The 20,449-nt window shown below is 72.7% G+C and carries 18 protein-coding genes and 1 pseudogene; 12 read left to right on the top strand and 7 right to left on the bottom strand.

Annotated elements, in window-relative coordinates; all coding sequences use genetic code 11:
• The first annotated feature begins 59 nt into the window (after positions 1-59).
• The 4 genes from ACIP94_RS26490 to mug all read left to right on the top strand — a co-directional run bounded on the left by ACIP94_RS26490 (position 60) and on the right by mug (position 3,398).
• Entirely contained in the window at positions 60-857 is a 798-nt protein-coding gene (locus ACIP94_RS26490) for an SGNH/GDSL hydrolase family protein (RefSeq protein WP_402430554.1), read from the top strand.
• Positions 858-881: 24 nt separating this feature from the next.
• The gene (locus ACIP94_RS26485) at positions 882-1,241 is read left to right on the top strand and encodes a DUF4326 domain-containing protein (RefSeq protein WP_402430551.1); all 360 of its coding nucleotides are present in this window, start codon (positions 882-884) and stop codon (positions 1,239-1,241) included.
• Between the two features lie 136 nt (positions 1,242-1,377).
• Entirely contained in the window at positions 1,378-2,820 is a 1,443-nt protein-coding gene (gene purB / locus ACIP94_RS26480; RefSeq protein WP_402430548.1) for an adenylosuccinate lyase, read from the top strand.
• The gene (gene mug / locus ACIP94_RS26475) at positions 2,817-3,398 is read left to right on the top strand and encodes a G/U mismatch-specific DNA glycosylase (protein ID WP_402430863.1); all 582 of its coding nucleotides are present in this window, start codon (positions 2,817-2,819) and stop codon (positions 3,396-3,398) included. Before purB ends, mug begins: the two co-directional genes overlap by 4 nt.
• On the opposite strand, the gene ACIP94_RS26470 is transcribed toward mug, so the two are convergent.
• Both ACIP94_RS26470 and ACIP94_RS26465 read right to left on the bottom strand, forming a co-directional pair.
• Positions 3,376-3,819, bottom strand: a complete 444-nt coding sequence (locus tag ACIP94_RS26470; protein WP_402430545.1) for a hypothetical protein — start codon at positions 3,817-3,819, stop codon at positions 3,376-3,378. The two genes, mug and ACIP94_RS26470, sit on opposite strands and share 23 nt — an antisense overlap.
• A gap of 89 nt (positions 3,820-3,908) precedes the next feature.
• Complete coding sequence (locus ACIP94_RS26465; protein ID WP_402430542.1) at positions 3,909-4,643, bottom strand: SDR family oxidoreductase; 735 nt, start codon at positions 4,641-4,643, stop codon at positions 3,909-3,911.
• Between the two features lie 111 nt (positions 4,644-4,754).
• On the opposite strand from ACIP94_RS26465, the gene ACIP94_RS26460 reads away from it, so the two are divergent.
• Positions 4,755-5,423 carry a TetR/AcrR family transcriptional regulator C-terminal ligand-binding domain-containing protein gene (locus tag ACIP94_RS26460; RefSeq protein WP_402430539.1) on the top strand — a complete coding sequence of 223 codons (669 nt, stop codon included), beginning with the start codon at positions 4,755-4,757 and terminating at the stop codon, positions 5,421-5,423.
• Positions 5,424-5,566: 143 nt separating this feature from the next.
• On the top strand, positions 5,567-6,724 hold the full coding sequence (locus tag ACIP94_RS26455; RefSeq protein WP_402430537.1) for an ROK family transcriptional regulator: 1,158 nt from the start codon (positions 5,567-5,569) through the stop codon (positions 6,722-6,724).
• A 69-nt stretch (positions 6,725-6,793) separates the two neighbouring features.
• Here ACIP94_RS26455 and ACIP94_RS26450 read toward each other — a convergent pair whose 3' ends face one another.
• Complete coding sequence (locus ACIP94_RS26450; RefSeq protein ID WP_402430534.1) at positions 6,794-7,555, bottom strand: GntR family transcriptional regulator; 762 nt, start codon at positions 7,553-7,555, stop codon at positions 6,794-6,796.
• 351 nt (positions 7,556-7,906) lie between these two features.
• On the opposite strand from ACIP94_RS26450, the gene ACIP94_RS26445 reads away from it, so the two are divergent.
• The 3 genes from ACIP94_RS26445 to ACIP94_RS26435 all read left to right on the top strand — a co-directional run bounded on the left by ACIP94_RS26445 (position 7,907) and on the right by ACIP94_RS26435 (position 12,300).
• Complete coding sequence (locus tag ACIP94_RS26445) at positions 7,907-8,737, top strand: alpha/beta fold hydrolase (protein ID WP_402430531.1); 831 nt, start codon at positions 7,907-7,909, stop codon at positions 8,735-8,737.
• 269 nt (positions 8,738-9,006) lie between these two features.
• The gene (locus ACIP94_RS26440) at positions 9,007-10,593 is read left to right on the top strand and encodes an alkaline phosphatase D family protein (protein WP_402430528.1); all 1,587 of its coding nucleotides are present in this window, start codon (positions 9,007-9,009) and stop codon (positions 10,591-10,593) included.
• A gap of 285 nt (positions 10,594-10,878) precedes the next feature.
• Complete coding sequence (locus tag ACIP94_RS26435; protein WP_402430525.1) at positions 10,879-12,300, top strand: GNAT family N-acetyltransferase; 1,422 nt, start codon at positions 10,879-10,881, stop codon at positions 12,298-12,300.
• Positions 12,301-12,377: 77 nt separating this feature from the next.
• Here the strand turns inward: ACIP94_RS26435 and ACIP94_RS26430 are convergent, their stop codons facing one another.
• Complete coding sequence (locus ACIP94_RS26430; RefSeq protein WP_402430522.1) at positions 12,378-13,595, bottom strand: trans-sulfuration enzyme family protein; 1,218 nt, start codon at positions 13,593-13,595, stop codon at positions 12,378-12,380.
• A 60-nt stretch (positions 13,596-13,655) separates the two neighbouring features.
• Here ACIP94_RS26430 and ACIP94_RS26425 point away from each other — a divergent pair, with 60 nt between their 5' ends.
• Both ACIP94_RS26425 and ACIP94_RS26420 read left to right on the top strand, forming a co-directional pair.
• The gene (locus ACIP94_RS26425; protein WP_402430520.1) at positions 13,656-14,159 is read left to right on the top strand and encodes an Lrp/AsnC family transcriptional regulator; all 504 of its coding nucleotides are present in this window, start codon (positions 13,656-13,658) and stop codon (positions 14,157-14,159) included.
• 55 nt (positions 14,160-14,214) lie between these two features.
• On the top strand, positions 14,215-15,909 hold the full coding sequence (locus ACIP94_RS26420; RefSeq protein ID WP_402430517.1) for a DUF885 domain-containing protein: 1,695 nt from the start codon (positions 14,215-14,217) through the stop codon (positions 15,907-15,909).
• A gap of 49 nt (positions 15,910-15,958) precedes the next feature.
• Here ACIP94_RS26420 and ACIP94_RS26415 read toward each other — a convergent pair.
• Both ACIP94_RS26415 and ACIP94_RS26410 read right to left on the bottom strand, forming a co-directional pair.
• Positions 15,959-16,199, bottom strand: a pseudogene (locus ACIP94_RS26415) (SDR family oxidoreductase); the annotation flags it as partial.
• A 201-nt stretch (positions 16,200-16,400) separates the two neighbouring features.
• On the bottom strand, positions 16,401-16,859 hold the full coding sequence (locus ACIP94_RS26410; RefSeq protein WP_402430513.1) for a rhodanese-like domain-containing protein: 459 nt from the start codon (positions 16,857-16,859) through the stop codon (positions 16,401-16,403).
• A 124-nt stretch (positions 16,860-16,983) separates the two neighbouring features.
• Between ACIP94_RS26410 and ACIP94_RS26405 the strand changes: the two genes are divergently transcribed.
• Entirely contained in the window at positions 16,984-17,430 is a 447-nt protein-coding gene (locus tag ACIP94_RS26405; RefSeq protein WP_402430510.1) for an Lrp/AsnC family transcriptional regulator, read from the top strand.
• On the opposite strand, the gene ACIP94_RS26400 is transcribed toward ACIP94_RS26405, so the two are convergent.
• On the bottom strand, positions 17,398-20,445 hold the full coding sequence (locus tag ACIP94_RS26400; protein WP_402430507.1) for an AAA family ATPase: 3,048 nt from the start codon (positions 20,443-20,445) through the stop codon (positions 17,398-17,400). The two genes, ACIP94_RS26405 and ACIP94_RS26400, sit on opposite strands and share 33 nt — an antisense overlap.
• Positions 20,446-20,449: the final 4 nt, after the last annotated feature.

The following is a 20,449-nucleotide window of genomic DNA, read 5'->3' as shown; positions in this document are numbered from 1 at the left end:
GCCTGCGGGCGGAGCCGACCGACCGGCGGGTATGGACTCGGGATACGATCGTCGGCGCCATGCACACGAACCCCACCCACACCAGCCTGGTCGCGGTCGGCGACTCCTTCACCGAGGGCATGTCGGACCTGCTTCCCGACGGCTCGTACCGCGGCTGGGCCGACGTCCTCGCGGGCCGGATGGCAGCCCGGACACCCGGCTTCCGATATGCCAACCTGGCCGTGCGCGGCAAGCTCATCGGGCAGATCGTCGAAGAGCAGATCGACCTCGCCGCCGCGATGCGGCCCGATGTGATCACCCTGGTCGGCGGCCTGAACGACACGCTGCGGCCCAAGTGCGACATGGGCCGGGTGCGCGGCCTGCTGACCGAGGCCGTGGAGCGCCTGGCCCCCTCCTGCAAGCAGCTCGTCCTGATGCGCAGCCCGGGTCGCCAGGGCCCGGTCCTCGAACGCTTCCGGCCTCGTATGGAGGAGCTGTTCGCCTGCGTCGACGACCTCGCCGAGCGGCACGGCGCGCTGGTGGTCGACCTCTACGGCGTGCCCTCGCTCGCCGATCCGCGCATGTGGGACGTGGACCGGCTGCATCTGACGGCCGAGGGACACCGCCGGGTGGCGGAAGCCGTGTGGCAGACCCTTGGGTACGAGGCGGAGGATACCGAGTGGCGCACGCCGATGCCGCCGAGCGCTCCGCCCGGCTGGCTCGAGCGCCGGACCGCGGACGTCCGCTTCACCCGGCGGCATCTGCTGCCGTGGATAGGGCGGCGGCTGACGGGCCGCTCATCGGGCGACGGGCGCCCGGCCAAGCGTCCGGACCTGCTGCCGTACGAGGAGCCGATTGTCCAGATTATCCAGGAGTAGCGAACGCTCCGGAGGGAGTCACGCGTGACCACCAGGGTGATCAACCTCAAGGGCCGTCTCCAGGACTTCGGTCCCCGGCTGGAATTCGCCCCCAGCGACGTCGTCTACATCGGTCGCCGCCTGGTCAGGGGCGGCTGGGACCTGCCCCAGCACCCGCTGTTCAACCCGTTCCAGATCGACACCGCGAAGAAGAAGCACGACGGGACCCGGGCCGAGGTGATGGCCAAGTACCGGGAGTATCTGATGGCACGGCCCGATCTGCTGGCCCAGGTGCCCGAGCTGCGGGGCCGGACGCTGGCCTGCTGGTGCGCGCCCGAGCTGTGCCACGGGGACATCCTGGCGGAGGTCGCGGACAAACCGAAGCGCCCGAAGCACCGGTCGTAGCGGCGAAGTGCGGTTGCGCCCCTGGTGGCGCGGGGCCCGGCGGCCGGGGCGGGGCTCGCGTGACGGAGGTCTCGTAGGTTCCACCGAACCGCCCGGTGGCACTGGCCTGCACGAATCGCCAGTAAACTCAGTGCACGTGACTGCTGCGCCCGCAAAGCCCCGAATCCCGAACGTCCTCGCCGGACGCTACGCCTCCGCCGAGCTTGCCACGCTCTGGTCCCCCGAGCAGAAGGTGAGGCTGGAGCGGCAGCTCTGGCTCGCCGTGCTGCGGGCCCAGAAGGATCTCGGGGTCGATGTGCCGGACGCGGCGGTCGCCGACTACGAGCGCGTGCTCGACCAGGTCGACCTCGCCTCGATCGCCGAGCGCGAGAAGATCACCCGGCACGATGTGAAGGCCCGGATCGAGGAGTTCAACGCCCTCGCCGGACACGAGCACGTGCACAAGGGCATGACCTCCCGCGATCTGACGGAGAACGTCGAGCAGCTGCAGATCCGGCTCTCCCTGGAGCTGATGCGCGACCGCACGGTGGCCGTGTTGGCACGCCTCGGCAAGCTCGCGGCCGAGTACGGCGAGCTGGTCATGGCCGGCCGCTCCCACAATGTGGCCGCGCAGGCCACCACCCTGGGCAAGCGCTTCGCGACCGCCGCCGACGAGCTGCTCGTGGCCTACGGCCGGGTCGAGGAGCTGCTCGGCCGCTACCCGCTGCGCGGCATCAAGGGCCCCGTCGGCACGGCGCAGGACATGCTCGACCTGCTCGGCGGGGATGCGGCCAAGCTCGCGGACCTGGAGCGGCGGATCGCCGGTCACCTGGGCTTCTCGCAGGCCTTCACCTCGGTCGGCCAGGTCTACCCGCGCTCGCTCGACTACGAGGTCGTCACCGCGCTGGTGCAGCTTGCCGCGGCGCCGTCGTCGCTGGCCAAGACGATCCGGCTGATGGCCGGGCACGAGCTGGTGACCGAGGGCTTCAAGCCCGGCCAGGTCGGCTCGTCGGCGATGCCGCACAAGATGAACACCCGCTCCTGCGAGCGCGTCAACGGCCTGATGGTGATCCTGCGCGGCTACGCCTCGATGACCGGCGAGCTGGCGGGCGACCAGTGGAACGAGGGCGATGTGTCCTGCTCGGTGGTGCGCCGGGTCGCGCTGCCGGACGCGTTCTTCGCGCTGGACGGCCTGCTGGAGACGTTCCTGACGGTGCTCGACGAGTTCGGCGCCTTCCCCGCCGTCATCGCGCGCGAGCTGGACCGCTATCTGCCGTTCCTCGCCACGACCAAGGTGCTGATGGCGTCGGTGCGCGCGGGCGTCGGCCGGGAGGTGGCCCACGAGGCCATCAAGGAGAACGCGGTGTCCTGTGCGCTCGCCATGCGCGAGCAGGGTGCCGAGCGCAACGAGCTGCTGGACCGGCTGGCCGCCGATGAGCGCATCCCGCTGGACCGCGCCCGGCTCGACGCGCTGATGGCGGACAAGCTGTCCTTCACGGGCGCCGCGGCCGACCAGGTCACCGCCGTCGTGGGCCGCGTCGAGGAGATCGTGAAGCAGCAGCCCGAGGCCGCCGGCTACACCCCGGGGGCGATCCTCTGACCCGCTTCACCCCGGCAGACCTGGAGGCCGCCCGCGACCGTCTGGTGCCGGACGTGGTCGCGGACGGCCTCAAGGTCCTTTTCTGCGGCATCAATCCAGGTCTGATGACGGCGGCGACGGGCCATCACTTCGCCCGCCCCGGCAACCGCTTCTGGCCGGTACTGCATCTGTCCGGCTTCACACCGAGGCTGATGAAGCCGTCGGAGCAGCGGGAGTTGCTCACATACGGACTCGGCATCACCAATGTGGTGGCGCGGGCGACCGCGCGGGCCGACGAGCTGAGCCCCCGGGAGTACCGGGAGGGCGGGCGGATCCTCACCGCCAAGGTGGAGCGGCTGCGGCCGCGGTGGCTGGCGGTGGTCGGGGTGACCGCGTACCGGACGGCCTTCGACGACCGCAGGGCCGCCGTGGGTCCACAGCAGCGGACGATCGGCTCGACCCGGGTGTGGGTGCTGCCCAACCCCAGTGGTCTGAACGCGCATTGGACGGCGGCGACGATGGCGCAGGAGTTCGCGCGGTTGCGGACGGCCGCGGAGGAGCAGCCGGCCGGGAGGGTCACGGGGGATCCGTCTCCGTGACGACCGCGAGGAGTTGGAACGGCAGCTCCGAGTCCCACTGGGACACGCCGAGGGCGATCCACCGGCCCGTCTCGGCCGACTTCCACAGCTGCACATCCGGCACATGCCCGCTGAGGGCGGCCCAGGGCTCCTCGATGTCCTCGCCGTCCAGGGTCCGTTCGAGAACGCTGTAGAGGCTGAAGGCCTGGGGCGGCCCCCACCGCTCGGTCAGCCGCTCGCCGAGGCCGTCCCGGTCGGCCTCGTACTGCGCCCCCGTCTCCTCCCGCTCGCTCCCGCCGTCCTCCCGGAATGCGCCGCTCGTCTGTAAGGCCGCCGTGTGATATCCGGGACCGCTCTCACCGTGCTCCGTCCTGCCGTGCGCCGCGGGGAACTCCCGGGCGCACAGCAGGTCTATGACGGAGAGGTACCTCGCGATGTCCATGGGGTCCAGTAAAGCGGGCACCACTGACAAGTGGCATGGCGTCAGACGCCGGTGGCGTCGTGTTCCCTTCCGCTCCTCGGTGCCGGCGATCAGGCGATGCCGCCATTGGCGAAGACCACCTGGCCGTTGACCCACCGCCCCGGTCCGGCGAGGAACGCGACGGTCTCGGCGATGTCCTCGGGCGTGCCCAGACGCTCCAGCGGGGACTGCGCGGCGAGCCGGTCGATGGATGCCCGGTCCTTGCCGTCGAGGAAGAGCGGGGTGGCCGTGGGGCCGGGTGCGACGGCGTTCACGGTGATGTCACGGCCGCGCAGCTCGCGCGCCAGCACCAGGGTCATGGCTTCGACGGCGCCCTTGCTTGCGGCGTAGGCGGCGTAGCCGGGGAAGGCCAGCCGGGTCACCGAGGTGGAGAAGGTGACGACGGCGCCGCCGTTCCGGACGCGGCGGGCCGCCTGCTGGGCCACCACGAACGTGCCGCGGATGTTGGTGCGGTGCATCCGGTCGAGCGCGTCCAGGTCGAACTCGGCGACCGGGCCGAGGAGCATCACGCCCGCGGTGTGGACCACGACGTCGATCCCGCCGAAGGCCCGCTCGACCGCATCGAACGCCTTGGCCATGGCGGCGTCGTCGGCGACATCCCCGGTCACCGCGATCGCCCGGCCCTGTGCCTCCTCGATGGCGGCGACGGTCTCGTCGGCGGCGGCCTTGTTGCCCGCGTAGTGGACGCCGACCGCCATGCCGTCGGCGGCGAGCCGCTGGGCGACCGCGCGTCCGATGCCTCCTGATGCCCCGGTGATCAGCGCAACGCGAGTGGTGTCGGACATGGTGCTGCCTCTCTTCCCTTTATGGACGACGCGTTCATATAATCATGTGGTGAACGCGCCGTCCATATGTGAGGGTGGGAAACGGTCATACACGAGGCGAGAGGACAGTGGGTGCCGGAGCGATCGGAGCGAGACGCGACCCCGGAGCGAGACGCGACCCCGGAGCGAGACGCGACCCCGGAGCGGGACGGCACCTCGCGGGTGCGGCGCGGCCGCGGGCGGCGGCCGGCGGCCGAGGTGCGCGCGGATGCCCTGGAGGCGGCCGGCGCCCTGCTGCTCGAAGGGGGCATGGGCCCGTTCACCATCGAGGCGGTCGCCGACAAGGCCGGCGTCAGCAAGACGACCATCTACAAGTGGTGGCCGTCCAAGGGCGCACTCGCCCTCGACGGCTATTTCCACGCCGTCGAGTCCGCGCTGACCTTCCCCGACAGCGGCGACATCGAGGCCGACCTGACGGCACAGCTCCGCGCGTTCGTCCATGTCGTCACCCAGACCCCCGCCGGGCGGGTCATCGCCGAACTCATCGGCCAGGCCCAGACGGACCCCGACCTGTCCGCCGCCCTCCTGCAGCGCTACTCCGGCCCACGGCGGGAGCTGGCCGTGGAGACGATGCGACGGGCCCGGTCACGCGGCCAACTGCGCGCCGACGTCGACCCCGAGGTCCTGGTCGATCAGCTCTGGGGCGCCTGCTACCACCGGCTGCTCCTGCCCAACCTGCCCCTCACCGAGGAGTTCGCGGTGAGCTTGGTCGCCCACCTCATGCGAGGCGTCAGAGCCTGAACCGCCGGGCGGCCCGCTCGGGGAGAGGATCCGCCGCGCCGGCCGGCCGCGCCCGTTCCGCTCGGAGGCCGCCCGGCCCTCGCGGGTGAGCGCGGTGCCGAGTACGATCCGGCCAACACGCGCACGAGCTGGGAGGACGGACGTTGGGGCGGCTGACCGGCGGGGATCCCTCTCTGCTCAGAAGGATCAACTCCGCGGTGGTGCTGCACGCGCTGCGCGCCACGGACTGCGCGACGCTCACCGAGATCACCAGGGTGACCGGGCTGTCCCGGCCGACCGTCGAGGGCGTGGTCGAGGGGCTGATCGAGGCCGGGCTCGTGGTGGAACAGGCCGCCGAGGAGGGCGCGGCCCGCCGGCAGGGCCGCCCCGCGCGCAGGTACCGGTTCCGGGCGGAGGCCGGGCATCTGCTCGGCCTGGACGTCGGCGCCCACCGGGTGACCGCCCTCCTCGCCGACCTCGACGGCCGGGAACTGGGCTCGCTGTCCAAGGAGATCTCCGAGGCGGCGCCGGCGGACGAACGGCTGGACCGGCTGCGGGGCACGGTCGCCGAACTGCTGCGCCGTGCGGGCGTGTCACGCGGTTCGCTGCGCGCGGTGGGCGTGGCGAGCCCCGGGATCGTGGAGGCGGACGGCACCGTGCGTCTGGGCACGGCCCTGCCGGAGTGGACCGGCCTCAGGCTGGGCGAACGGCTCAGCCGCTCCTTCAAGTGCCCGGTCCTCGTCGAGAACGACGCCAACGCGGCGGCCGTGGCCGAGCACTGGAAGGGCGCCGCCACCGAGTCCGACGACGTCGTCTTCGTGCTGGCGGGACTGAGTCCCGGCGCCGGTGCGCTGATCGGCGGACGGCTGCACCGTGGCTACGGCGGGGCGGCCGGGGAGATCGGCGCCCTACACCTGCTGGGCCGCGAGGCGGCTCCGGAGAAGCTGTTGTCGACCACGGACGAACCGCTGCAACCGCTGGACGAACAACAGGTCGCCGATGTCTTCGCTCTTGCCCGCGAGGGCGACCAGCGGGCCCGCGCGGCCGTGGACCGGTTCATCCGGCGGCTGGTGCACGACGTGGCCGCGCTCGCCCTGGCCCTCGATCCCGAACTGGTCGTCATCGGCGGCTGGGCGGCGGGCCTGGACGGCGTACTGGATCCACTGCGTCACGAGCTGGACCGCTACTGCCTGCGCCCGCCGAAGGTGACCCTGTCACGGCTCGGCGAGGCCGCGGTGGCGACGGGGGCGCTGCGGCTGGCCCTCGACCATGTGGAGGAGCAGTTGTTCGCGGTGGACGGCACGGTCACGGCACGGCGCTGAACCGGAGGGGCCACCGGGCCCGGTCGTCCCCGTCTGCCACGGTCGGCCCCGGCGGCCCTCCACGGGTGGTCAGGAGGCCTGGCGCTCCGGATCGTGGTGGATCTCGACGCGGCCCGAGGCGCCGAAGGTCAGCCGGCAGGTGTCGGCGCGATACGTGGCGAGCGAGACCGCCGCCGTCCGGCCCCCGGCGTGGTAGCGGGTGGTCACGACGAGGACGGGTGCGCCGGGCAGCCGGTCCAGCTCCTTGGCGTCCTCGGCGCTCGCCGAGCCCAGCTCTACGGCCTGGTCCTGGTCCTCCAGCTCCAGATGCTGCAACTCGCGCAGCACGGCACGCGCGCGTGCCGCACCGGAGGGTGAGTCGATCGCGGAGAGGTCGGGCACCGAGGAGCCGGGGATGTAGAGGAGTTCGGCGGCGACGGGCTGGCCATGGGTCATCCGGGAGCGGCGCACCGTGTGCACCCGCTCGGCCCGGTCGGTCTCCAGGAGGTCGGCCACGGCGGCGGGCGGTGCGGCGGCCGTGCAGTCGACGGGCTGCCAGGCGTCCCCCTCGGCACCCGGCCACAGGTGCCGCTCGGAACCGACCGCGACCCCTACACGCGGCGGGGCGACCGTGGTACCGACTCCGCGGCGGCGCTGGAGCCGGCCCTCCAGTTCGAGCTGTTCCAGTGCCTGCCGGAGGGTGGCACGGGCGACGCCGAAGCGGGCCGCGAGATCACGTTCGTTGGGCAGGATCTCGCCGACGGAGAACTCGGAGTCGAGTGCCTCGGTGAGCACGGTCTTGAGATGCCAGTACTTGGGTTCCGGCACCGATTCCAGCTGCGTGGTCCCCACCCTGTCCTCCGCAATCGCCATGGTGCGGCGGCGTTTCAGCGCCCTTGTTTATTAAAGGTTGTTGCACTTCTCTGCGACCATAGGGCGGCCCCCACCCTTGGTCAAGACCAATCCTCGATCCCTTACGGGTTGCGGGGATGCCATGCCGCGGGGCGTTCACACGGCGTTCGTGGTGCGCGACACGGATGACACGAGGGCGCCCCCTGCGTCCACGAACGTTCATGTAAGGCGGCGTTGCGTCCTCGACGGGTGCCGACCGTTTCCCACCGGGGGCTACCGACCGGTAGCACTTGCTGACAAGCTGTCTACGAACAGCGATCATCAGCGTGTCCCCAGACGAGGAGCAGCAGCATGGCCGCCACGGTCTCCTTCAGCGTCCCCTCCACGCACGGCCCGCGGACCGTCACCGTCTCCTACGCGCGCGTGGGCGCCGGCGAACCGCTCCTCCTGCTGCACGGCATCGGTCATCACCGGCAGGCCTGGGACCCGGTCGTGGACATCCTGGCCACCGAGCGCGACGTGGTCACGGTGGACCTCCCCGGCTTCGGAGCGTCTCCGGCGCTGCCGGACGGACTCGCCTACGACCTGCCGACGGTGGTGCCCGCGCTCGGCGCGCTGTGCACAGCGCTGGACCTCGGCCGTCCGCATGTGGCGGGCAACTCCCTGGGCGGTCTGCTGGCCCTGGCACTGGGCCGCGAGAAGCTCGTACGGTCCGTCACCGCGTTCTCGCCGGCGGGGTTCTGGAGCCAGGCCGAGCGGCGGTACGCGTTCACGGTACTGCTGGCGATGCGCCAGGCCGCGCGGAACATGCCGCTGCCGGTGGTGGAGCGGCTGTCGCGTACGGCCGCCGGGCGCACGGTGCTGACGAGCACCATCTACGCCCGCCCCGGCCGCCGTTCACCGGAGGCCGTCGTCGCCGAGACACTCGCGCTGGCCCGCGCCGAGGGGTTCGCCGCGACCCTCCGGGCGGGCACCTCGGTCCGGTTCGAGGAGGACCTGCCCGGACTGCCCGTCACCGTGGCGTGGGGCACCCATGACCGGATTCTGATGCGCCGTCAGGGCATCCGCGCCAAGCGGATCATCCCCAAGGCCCGCCTGGTGCGGCTGCCCGGCTGCGGACATGTGCCGATGAGCGACGATCCGGCACTGGTCGCCCGGGTCATCCTGGACGGCAGCCGCTGACCGTGCCCGAGTGACGGCGCGTTCGCCGGGCGCACACGGGACGGTGGCCGCCGACGGCGTACGGCTGGTGCCCGGACACACGTATCCGCACGTCCACCGGATCCGGTGGGTCGGGCGGACGAGGGCCCTTGCGACGGGGGCACGAGAGGCGGTCCGCGGTTCCCGCGCCACCACGGTCCGTTGTTCACTCGTGGTTTCCGTGTGCGCTGCGGCGCACCAGTAGTTGTGGCAGTGCCCATTGGCAGGAACCGTCCACCGGAGGCGTCTTCATGTCACACCGTCCCCTCCCCGGCCGCCGCAGCGTCCTGCGCGGCTCCCTCGCCGCGTCGGCGGCCCTCACCCTGCCCACCGCGCTCGGCGCGGCGCCCGCGTTCGCCCGGTCGGGGCGTCCCACTGCGGGATGGGGTGTCCAGGCCGGTGACGTGACCGCCCACTCCGGTCTCGTCTGGGTGCGCTCCGACCGCCCCGCCCGCATGATCGTCGAGACGTCGGCGACGGAGTCGTTCCGCGATCCGCGCAGATGGCAGGGCCCGCTGCTCGGCGCCGGCACCGACTTCACCGGTACCACACGGCTGCACGGGCTGCCGGCGGGCGAGCAGATCCACTACCGCGTGCTGCTGGCCGACCCGCACGACCCGCGGCGCACCGGCGAGCCCGTGACGGGCACCTTCCGCACGATCCCGCTCGGACGGCGCCGTGGGGTTCGCTTCCTGTGGTCGGGCGACCTGGCGGGCCAGGGCTGGGGCATCAACCCGGACCACGGCGGTTACCGGATCTACGACGCGATGGCGAAGCTCGACCCGGACTTCTTCCTGTGCAGCGGCGACAACGTCTACGCCGACGGGCCGATCGCGGCGACCCAGGCCCTGCCCGACGGCAGCACCTGGCGCAACATCACCACCGAGGAGAAGTGCAAGGTGGCCGAGACGCCGGCCGAGTACCGCGGCAACTTCCGCTACAACCTGCTGGACGAGAACCTCAGGCGGTTCAACGCCCAGGTCCCGTCGATCATCCAGTGGGACGATCACGAGGTCCGCAACAACTGGTACCCCGGCGAGGTGATCGCCTCCTCCGACACCCGCTACACCGAGAAGAGCATCGACGTACTCGCCGCCCGCGCCCGTCGCGCGTTCAGCGAGTACTTCCCGATCTCGACGCTTGAGCCGGGCGACCGGAACGGCCGGGTGTACCGGGTCATGCGCCACGGTCCGCTGCTGGACGTCTTCGTGCTCGACATGCGCACCTACCGCAACGCCAACTCCACCGACGACCAGACCGTGGACCCGCAGGGCATCCTCGGCGCCGAGCAGGTGGAGTGGCTCAAGCGGGAGCTGGCCCGCTCGCGCGCGGTCTGGAAGGTCATCGCCGCGGACATGCCGCTCGGCCTGGTGGTCCCGGACGCGATGGAGAACCTGCCCGACATCGAGGCGGTCGCGCAGGGCGACCCGGGCGCGCCGCTCGGGCGGGAACTGCAGATCGCCGAACTGCTGCGGTTCATCAAGCACCGGAGGATCACGGGCACGCTGTGGCTGACGGCCGACGTCCACCACACCTCGGCGCAGCACTACCACCCCTCGCGGGCCGCGTTCACCGACTTCGAGCCGTTCTGGGAGTTCGTCTCCGGACCGCTCAACGCCGGTGCGTTCCCGGCGAACGCACTCGACAACACGTTCGGCCCGGACCGGGTTTTCGTGAAGGCGCCGACCGACTCGAACGTCTCCCCGGCGAGCGGCTACCAGTTCTTCGGCGAGGTCGACATCGACGGCGACAGCGGGGAGCTGACGGTCCGGCTGCGGGAGCTGGACGGTACCGTGCTGTTCACTCAGGTGCTCCAGCCGGGCCGGGTCGGGCAGTAGCCGGCGCTCTCCCGTATCCCGCCGGACTCTCCTGTCCCACGGACCGGTTGAGGGTCGCGCGGCGGCGTCACCCGGCCCGCGACCGGCCGCCGGCTCGCGTACCCTCGATCACCGCCGCCGCGCACCGGAGTCATCCCCCGATGCGCGGCGGCGGTGATGATCGGCCCGCGGGTAAGGGCTTCATCAAAAACAATAAAAAGGACAGAAGCACACTTTACCCATCAGACACAAAGCGTTTGTGATCACGCAACACCCTTCCTTCACAGTGGTGGCATGACTCCTGACATGTCTGATGTGACGCGCGCGAAGCACGGGCGCCCGGTCCACCACTGGCGACGGGACCTGATCGAGCTGGCGGCCCTGTTCACAGCGGTCGCGGTGGCGGACGTGACCGCCAATCTGGTCGGGCACGGCCCCGACGGCCCCGCCCTGCTGGGACTCTCGGCCGCGGCGCTGGTCGCGACGGCCGGCTTCCACGCCTGGTGGACACGCCGCCACGGTCACGCGCCCCCGACGAGTGATACCGACGCCCGGCCGCTCACCGAAGGGGAGCAGGCCGGGCCGCCCGGGCGTGACGCGGCCACCGGGGCAACCGCGCTGTGGCGGATGCGGACCACGGTGAAGGACGAGCCGGGCACCCTGGCCGCGCTGTGCACGGCGCTGGCCGGGCAGCGGATCGACATCCTGAGCCTGCAGACGCATCCGCTGGCCCAGGGCACGGTCGACGAGTTCCTGGTGCGGGCCCCGGCCGAGGTGGACCCCGGCGAGATCACGCGGGCCGTGTCGCTCTCCGGGGGCACCGAGACCTGGGTCGAGCGGGCCGACGCGCACGACCTCGTGGACGCCCCCACCCGGGTACTGGGCCTGGCCACGCGCACCGCACTGGACGCGGCGGAACTCCCGCTCGCGCTCCGTCAGTTGCTCGGCCGGTGCACCATCCGCTCCCTGCCCGCCATCTCCCCCGGCTCAGGACGCCCGGAGGAGGACGCTCCCGTCGAGGGGGCCCTGGAGGACACGGTGATGCGGCTGCGGGCGCCGGAGGGCGGGGTGATCACGGTGGAGCGGCCGTATCTGCCCTTCACGCCGACGGAGTTCGCCCGGGCGCGGGCGCTGGTCGAGCTGGACGCCCGGCTCGGCCCGCGCATCCCCCGCAGCCAGGACGTACTGACCTTGCCGAAGGGCACCCCGATCACCGTGCGGCGAGCCGACACCTCGGACCTGGAGGCGGCGAAGGAGATGCACGACCGGTGCTCGCCGCGCACCCTGAGCATGCGGTACCACGGACCCGTCGTTGACGCGGACCGCTACCTCAACCACCTGCTCAGCCCGCGCTTCGGCCGCACCCTCGCGGTGCAGACCCCGTCGGGGCGCATCGTCGGCCTCGGGCATCTGCTGTGGGACGGCGACGAGACGGAGGTGGCCCTGCTCGTCGAGGACGAGTGGCAGCGGCGCGGCGTCGGCAGCGAACTCCTCGGACGTCTGGTGACGGTGGCGGTCGAGGCGGGCTGCGAGAGCGTCTACGCGGTCACGCAGGCGTCGAACACGGGCATGGTCACCGCGATGCGCGGCCTCGGGCTGCCCCTCGACTACCAGATCGAGGAGGGCATCCTCGTCATCACGGCCCGCCTGGACGCCACCCCGGTGGCCTCGAGGCCGCCCTACGGCCACGCCTACGAGCAGCATGGCGCGAAGGGCGCCCAGGACTGAAGGCATACGGAACGGCCCGGCGTCCACCGCCGGGCCGTTCCGCGTTCCCGGGCACCTCGGACGAAGTCCGAGCCCTGCTACCGCCCCGCGACCTCTTCCGTCCGCCGCCCGCCGTCGGTCCGCCCGGCGTCGAGGGCCCCGTCGAGATCGGCCCACAGGTCCTCGACGTCCTCCAGGCCCACCGACAACCGCAGCAGCCGGTCGCCGACCCCGGCGTCGTGGCGGTCGGTCTCGTCGACGATGCGGTGGCTGATGGACGCCGGGTGCTGGATGAGGGTGTCCACGCTGCCGAGGCTCACCGCGGGCGTGATCAGCCGGACCCCGGCGATCACCGCGTGCGGATCACCGTGCACCTCGAAGGCGACCATCGCGCCACCGATGCGCGGGTAGTGCACACGGGCGACACGCGGATCGGCGGCGAGCCTGCCGGCGAGTTCGGCGGCGGTGGCGGACGCGGCCCGGACCCGTACCGGCAGCGTCGACAGACCGCGCAGCAGCAGATAGCCGGCCAGCGGATGCAGGACCGCGCCCGTCGCGAAGCGCACCTGGCGCAGCCGGCGCGCCAGCTCCTCGTCGCACGCCACCACACCGCCCATCACATCGCCGTGCCCGCCCAGATACTTGGTGGCACTGTGCAGCACCAGCCGGGCGCCGTGCCCGGCTGGGCGCTGGAGTACGGGCGTCGCGAAGGTGTTGTCCACCAGCAGCGGCACCGAACCGCAGGCGTGGGCGACCGCGCGCAGGTCGACCTCCGCGAGCGTCGGGTTGGCCGGGGACTCGACCATGACGAGACCGGTGTCGGGGCGCAGCGCCGCAGCGATGCCCGCCGGGTCGGTCCAGGTCACCTCCGAGCCCAGCAGTCCGGCGTTCAGCAGATGGTCGCTGCAGCCGTACAGCGGTCGTACGGCCACCACGTGCCGCAGCCCGAGCGCGTTCCGTGCCAGCAGGACGGCGCTGAGCGCGGCCATCCCGCTGGCGAACGCGACCGCGCTCTCGGTGCCCTCGAGCCGGGCGAGCGCGGTCTCGAAGCGCGCGACCGTCTGGTTGCCGAGCCGCGCGTAGACGGGCGGGCCGGTCAGTTCCGCGCCGTCGGCCGCGAAGGCGTCGATCCGGGCCGCCTCGCCACGGCTGTCGCGGCACGGGTAGGTGGTGGAGAGGTCGAGGGGCGGCGCGTGCAGCCCCAGGGCGACGAGGTCCTCGCGTCCGGCGTGCACGGCCTCGGTGGCCAGTGCCCTAAGGCCCGGCGGCTCGCCGACGGGGAATCCGTTGCGCCTGTCCTGAGTACGGGAATCCATGGCCCGCAGCGTGAACACCGCACGGGGTCGTGGCGGGGACACCCGTGTTACGTTCGGCGCATGGCTGAATCTGTCGTACTGGACCCGGTGGATCTCCACCTTCTGCGTCTGTTGCAGAACGACGCCCGGACGACCTACCGCGATCTGGCCGCCCAGGTGGGGGTGGCCCCCTCGACCTGTCTCGACCGGGTCACCCGGCTCCGCCGCTCGGGAGTGATTCTCGGCCATCAGCTGCGACTGGATCCGGCGCGGCTCGGACGCGGACTCGAGGCGCTGCTGTCGGTGCAGGTCAGGCCGCACCGACGGGAACTGGTGGGGCCTTTCGTGGAGCGGATCCGGGCGTTGCCGGAGTCCCGCACGGTGTTCCATCTCACCGGACCCGACGACTATCTCGTCCATGTCGCGGTGGCGGACATGGCGGATCTTCAGCGGCTTGTCCTCGACGAGTTCACGGCCCGGCGCGAAGTGGCGCGGGTGGAGACCCGGCTGATCTTCCAGCAGTGGGACTGTGGCCCGCTGCTGCCACCCGGCCATGCCGCGCCGAAACCCGCTGAGCAGGGATAAGCCGAGCGCGGAAACCCCGTGACGCGGACCGCGTCACCGTATGAGGATGGTCCGCATGTCAGACACCACCAGGAGACTTCTGCCCCGGGAGGTCGCCGACGCCTATGTCGACGACCTCGTCACCCTCGACCCGGTCACCGGCACGTACCTCGGTGTGAAGGAAAGCGCGAGCAAGCTGCCCGACACCTCGCCCGCGGGCCAGGAGGCGCTCGCCGAGCTGGCGCGGGCGACCCTCGCGCGGCTGGACGAGGCGGAGCGCCTACCCGGCGCGGACAGTGACATCGAGCGCCGGTGTGCGCGGCTGCTGCGCGAGCGGCTGACCGCCGAACTCGCCGTGCACGAGGCGGACGAGGGCCTCAGGACGGTGGGCAATATGCACACCCCGGTGCACTCCGTGCGTGACGTCTTCACGATCACTCCCACCGCGACCGACGAGGACTGGGCCGCGGTGACCGAGCGGCTGCGCGCCGTGCCGGCCGCCCTGCGCGGCTACCGCGAGTCCCTCGCCCTCGGACTGGAGCGCAAGCTGTACGCGGGCCCGCGCGCGACGGCGACCTTCGTCGAGCAGCTCACCGAGTGGTCGGACCTGGACGGCGAGGGCCGCGGCTGGTTCGAGGACTTCGCCTCCCAGGGGCCGGCGCCGCTGCGCACGGAGCTGGACGAGGCCGCGCGTGCGGCGACCGCGGCCGTCGTCGAGCTGCGGGACTGGGTACGCGAGGTGTACGCGCCGGCGATCGAGGGCGCGCCGGACACGGTCGGCCGCGAGCGCTACGCCCGCTGGGCCCGTTACTTCAACGGCACGGACCTGGACCTCGACGAGGCGTACGCGTACGGCTGGTCCGAGTACCACCGCCTCCTCGGCGAGATGAGGAAGGAGGCCGAGAAGGTGCTGCCCGGCGCCGAGACGCCCTGGGTGGCGCTCGCGCACCTCGATGTGCACGGTGCCCACATCGAGGGCGTCGACGAGACCCGCGCCTGGCTCCAGGGTCTGATGGACGAGGCGATCGAGGCGCTCGACGGCACGCACTTCGAACTCGCCGAGCGGGTGCGGCAGGTGGAGTCGCGCATCGCGCCGCCCGGCAGCGCCGCGGCGCCGTACTACACGTCGCCGTCCGCCGACTTCTCCCGCCCGGGCCGGACCTGGCTGCCCACGATGGGGCAGAGCCGGTTCCCGGTGTACGACCTGGTGTCGACCTGGTACCACGAGGGCGTGCCGGGCCACCACCTCCAGCTCGCCCAGTGGGTGCATGTGGCGGAGAACCTCTCGCGCTACCAGGCGACGGTGGGCGGTGTCAGCGCCAATATCGAGGGCTGGGCCCTGTACGCGGAGCGGCTCATGGACGAGCTGGGCTTCCTCACCGATCCGGAGCAGCGGCTCGGTTATCTGGACGCGCAGATGATGCGGGCGGTCCGCGTGATCATCGACATCGGCATGCATCTGGAGCTGGAGATCCCGGCGGATTCGCCGTTCCACCCGGGCGAGCGCTGGACGCCGGAGCTGGCGCAGGAGTTCTTCGGCGCGCACTGCAGCCGCCCGGCCGACTTCGTCGAGAGCGAGCTGATCCGCTACCTGTGCATGCCCGGCCAGGCGATCGGCTACAAGCTCGGCGAGCGCGCCTGGCTGCTGGGCCGCGAGAACGCCAGGAAGCGCCACGGTGAGGCGTTCGACGCGAAGGCCTGGCACATGGCGGCGCTCTCGCAGGGCTCCCTGGGCCTGGACGACCTGGTGGACGAGCTGTCCCGGCTCTGATCGCCCCCACGCGGCGGCCGGGCCCACGCCACCGGCGGGGGCCCGGCGGTCAGCGCCGGAAGCCGCCCTCGGAATCGATGACCTGACCCGTGATCCGGCCCGCCTCGTCCGTGGCGAGCCAGGCGACGAGGCGGGCGGGGTCGTCGGGCGTGCCCAGCGGCCGGCCGGGAACCTCGCGGCGACCTCGTCGTACCCGGCGCCGGTCAGCTAACCCGTGTCCACGGGACCGGGTTGGCCGTGTTGACGGTGACGGCGTGCTCCGCGAGCGCCGTCGCCGGGGAGCGCGTGACGCGCCGTACGCGGCCGGCCGTCCGGCCACCGCGTATCCGATACCCGCGCGGCGGCTCGCCCCGGTGACGAGGGCTGTCCGGCCGCGCGGCGGCAGGGGGCCGCGGCGCAGGTACTCGGGAGCGGGATCGGGACGTCATGGCATGGGTGCCATCCGGCATCCGGGACGGCATCGGGCAATGCCCCGGGGCGCCCCCGCCCGGTCAGCAGCCGCAGTCGTCCGCGGCGGCCGCGGGTCCGGGTCCCCGCCCGGTGTCGTAGGCAAGGCCCTCGCGCACCCAGTACTCGAAGCCGCCGAGCATCTCCTTGACGTGGAAGCCCAGTTCGGCGAGGGCGAGGGCCGCCCGGGCCGCGCCGTTGCAGCTCGGGCCCCAGCAGTACGTGACGACCGGCACCGCCCTGTCCAGCAGCTCCCCGGCCCGCTCGGGGATGAGCGCGGTCGGCAGATGAACCGCGCCGGGGACATGCCCCCGGTCCCACGCCTGTGTCGAGCGCGAGTCGAGGACGACGAAACCGGGGTCACCGTCCGCCGACAGCGCGGCGGCGACGTCGGCCACATCGGTGTGGAAGGCAAGGCTCGCCCGGAAGTGGGCGGCGGCGGTGGCCGGGTCGGCCGGGGCGAAGCCCAGGACGGGGTTGACGGCGGCGGGGCCGGTGGTCATGGAAGGGCCTCTCTCTCGCGGATCTCGACGCCTGATGAATCTATGGCCGTTGACCGTCTGCCTGAAGTCACGATCCACGGCACACCCCTTGATCTGCCGGGGATTCCCCTGCTATCTCTCGGTGATGACCGCGTATTCCCCGGACGCCACCGACTGGCGCATTCTCGACGTCCTACAGCGCGAGGGCCGCGCCAGCTATGCCGAACTGGCCCGTGCCGTCTCCATGTCCGCGAGCGCGGTCACCGAACGGGTGCGCCGGCTCGAGGAGGCGGGCGTCATCAAGGGCTATGCGGCGGTCGTCGATCACGAGCGCCTGGGCCTGCCGATCCTGGCGTTCGTCCGGTTGCGCTACCCGAACGGCAACTACCGTCCGTTCCACGATCTCGTGGCCACGACACCGGAGATCCTGGAGGCACACCACGTCACCGGGGACGACTGCTTCGTCATCAAGGTCGCGGCGCGTTCGATGCGCCATCTGGAGGAGGTGTCGGGCCGGATCGGCGCGCTGGGTTCGGTGACGACGAGTGTCGTCTACTCGTCACCCCTCCCCCAGCGCCCCCTCGGCCGCTGACCGGCTCCCGCCGAACCCGCCTGAGCCGGCTCCCCGCTGCCGTACGGCCGATCCCGTCCTGCCCTTGACTATCTCCAGCTGCGCGTGGACACGCCGCCGCAGGTCCGCGACATGGCTGACGATGCCCACGCTGCGGTCCCGCTCCCGCAGGGAGTCCAGCACGTCGAGGACCTCGTCGAGGGTCTGGTCGTCGAGGCTGCCGAACCCCTCGTCGATGAAGAGGGTGTCGAGACGGACCCCGCCGGCCTCGTCGGTGACGACGTCCGCGAGGCCCAGGGCGAGCGCCAGGGACGCGAAGAACGTCTCCCCGCCGGAGAGCGTCGCGGTGTCCCGCTCCCGCCCCGTCCACGCGTCGACGACATGGAGCCCCAGGCCGCTGCGGCCGCGTCCGGAGCGGTCGTCGGAGTGCACCAGGGTGTAGCGGCCGGAGGACATGCGCTGGAGCCGCACGGTCGCGGCGGCCGCCACCTGTTCGAGGCGGGCTGCGAGCACATACGACTCCAGGCGCATCCTGCGTTCGTTGTCGGCGGAGGTGCCGGCCGCCAGGGACGCCAGCCGGGCCACCCGGTCGTACTCCTCACGCACCGGCGCGAGACGCCGTACGGACGCGGTGGCACGTGCCGACAGCCGGTCCAGTTCGGCGCAGCGGTCCACTGCCGCGTCCAGCGCGGAGACCGCCTCCTGGAGCCGCCGGGACGCGGCCCCGGCAGCCCGTTCGGCGGCGGCGAGATCGGCGGGCGGCTGCTGCGCGGCGGCCGTCGTGTCGGCCTCGGTCAGTATCGCGCGCACGGCGGCCTGTTCCTGCTGCCAGGCGTCCAGCCGTCGCTGAAGCTCGCGATGGGCCGTGTCGTCCAGGAGGGCGGCGGCCGCGGCCTGCGGGGTGTCGAACCCGGCGCGGAAGGCCGCGTCGGCGAGGCGCGCGTCGGCCTCCTTGAGCCGCTGCGCGGCGTCCTCGGCGGTCCGGGCGGCATCGGCCGCGTCCGTGAGCAGGGCGGCCCGGTGCTCAAGCTGCGCCGAGCGCGCGGCGACGCTTGGGGCCTCGCCCCGGGCGCGGGCCAACTCCTCCTCCAGTGCGGCCCGTTCTCTCTCCAGGGTGTCCCTGCGGGAGGTCCGGGCCGCCCCGCGCACCGCGGCTTCCTGGCGGGCCGCGGCCCGCTGCTCCCGCTCGTGTTCGGCCCGTCTCAGGTCCTCCTGCGCCGCGTGCAGCCCGGAGGCGCCGTCCCGGGCGATGCCGTAGAGCCGCTCCATGTCCTGTGCCCCGGCGGCGAGTTCGGCGGTCGGTGTGTCACCGGCCTCGGCGGTGGCGGCGGCCAGCGCCTCGCGTACGGCGCCGAGCCGCCGTTCGTCCCCGGCGCGCTGCTCCTCCGCGTGCCGATAGACGGCGAGGGCGCGCTCCTCCGCCTCCCGGTCGACATGTCCGGCGACCTTCCGCGCGGGCGCGGGGTGGTCGGTCGCTCCGCAGACCGCGCAGGGTTCTCCGTCGACGAGTCCGGCGGCGAGTTCGGCGGCGATGCCCTTGAGGCGCTGCTCCTTGAGGTCGAGCCAGTGCTCATGGGCCTTGAGCGCGGCCTCCCGCGCGGCGAGGACACGGGTCTGTGCGGCCTCGGCGTCCTGGGTCAGCCGGTCCCGCTCGCGGGCCGCCTCGAGCCGCTTGCGCGCGGGCTCGCGCTGCACCGCGAGCTGCTCCGCCCGGGCGGCGTCCTCCTGGGCGGAGTCGATTCGGGCCTGGAGCCCCGTGCGGGTCTGCTCCCACTCGGCGAGCCAGTTCTCGGCATCCTGGAGGACCGCCTCGTCGGCGCGCTCCTCGCGGTCCAGATCCGCCCGTTCCGCGGTGAGGGCAGCCAGCCGCCGCTCGGCACGACGGGCCGACTCCAGTCCGCCGAGTTCCTCGGCGGCACGGCGTGCGGCGGCGGTGAGTCCGGCCGCGCCGGCGTCCGCGAACGTCTCCGGGAGCAGGGCACGCGTGCGTGCCTCCTCGGCGGCGGCCCTGCGGTGCTCGCTCTCGGCGGACTCCCGCAGGTCGAGGGCGGGCGCCACGGCCTCGGCCTTCCGGGAGCGCTCCATCCGCGCCCGCGCCTCCCGATGGGCGTCGGCCCGCTGTTCGAGCAGGGCCGCGCGCTCCCGGGCCTCGGCGAATCTGCGCTGGAGCCGGGTCCGTTCGCGTACGGCGTCGAGATCGCGTTCGGCGGCGGTGCTCGCCGACTCGGCGGCCGTCCGCGTGCACTCCGCGATGGTGAGCCGCTCCCGGGCCGTGCTCCGGGCAGCGGCGGCCCAGCCCAGGACGGCGGTGACGAGGTCCGGGTCGCCCGGCCCCAGGTCCGGCAGGGGCAGCGGGTCGCCCGCGGCCTGTTGCATCCGGTGCGCGTCGGCGAGCAACTCCGCGTCGCCCTCACGCACTTCGGCCTCGGTGGCCCGGCGCCGCTCGGCGAGGCGCTTCTCGACCTCGGCGAAGCGGCGGGTGTCGAAGAGGCGGCCCAGCAGCTTGCCTCGGGCCTCGGCGTCGGCGCGCAGAAAACGGGCGAAGTCGCCCTGCGGCAACAGCACGACCTGGCAGAACTGCTCACGGCTCATACCGAGAAGCCGGGTGATCTCCTCGCCGATCTCCTGATGGGAGCGGCTGAGGTCCTTCCAGGCGCCGGCGGTGGCGTCGTACTCGCGCAGCCAGGTCTGCGCCTTGTCCGTCGTCGTGCCGGTGCCGCGCTTCTTGGGGCGCTCCCACGGCGGCTGCCGGGTGATCTCCAGCCGGCGTCCGGCGACGGTGAGTTCGAGCCGGATCTCGGTGCGCGTGCCCGGCGCCGCGTGGTCGCTGCGCAGCGTGAGGCCCTGGCCGCTCTGCCGGGCACCGGGAACGGCCCCGTACAGCGCGTAGCACACGGCGTCCAGGACCGAGGTCTTGCCCGCGCCCGTGGGTCCGTGGAGCAGGAACAGCCCGGCGGCGGACAGCGCGTCGAAGTCGACTCGCTGGGTGCCGCCGAAGGGGCCGAAGGCGGTGATGTCGAGCCGGTGCAGCCTCACAGGG

The organism is Streptomyces sp. NPDC093261 (genome assembly GCF_044753645.1).
In the GTDB taxonomy this organism is placed as follows: Bacteria; Actinomycetota; Actinomycetes; order Streptomycetales; family Streptomycetaceae; genus Streptomyces.
Note: the sequence above shows the minus strand (reverse complement) of the source record. Positions and strands in the feature narration are given on the sequence as shown.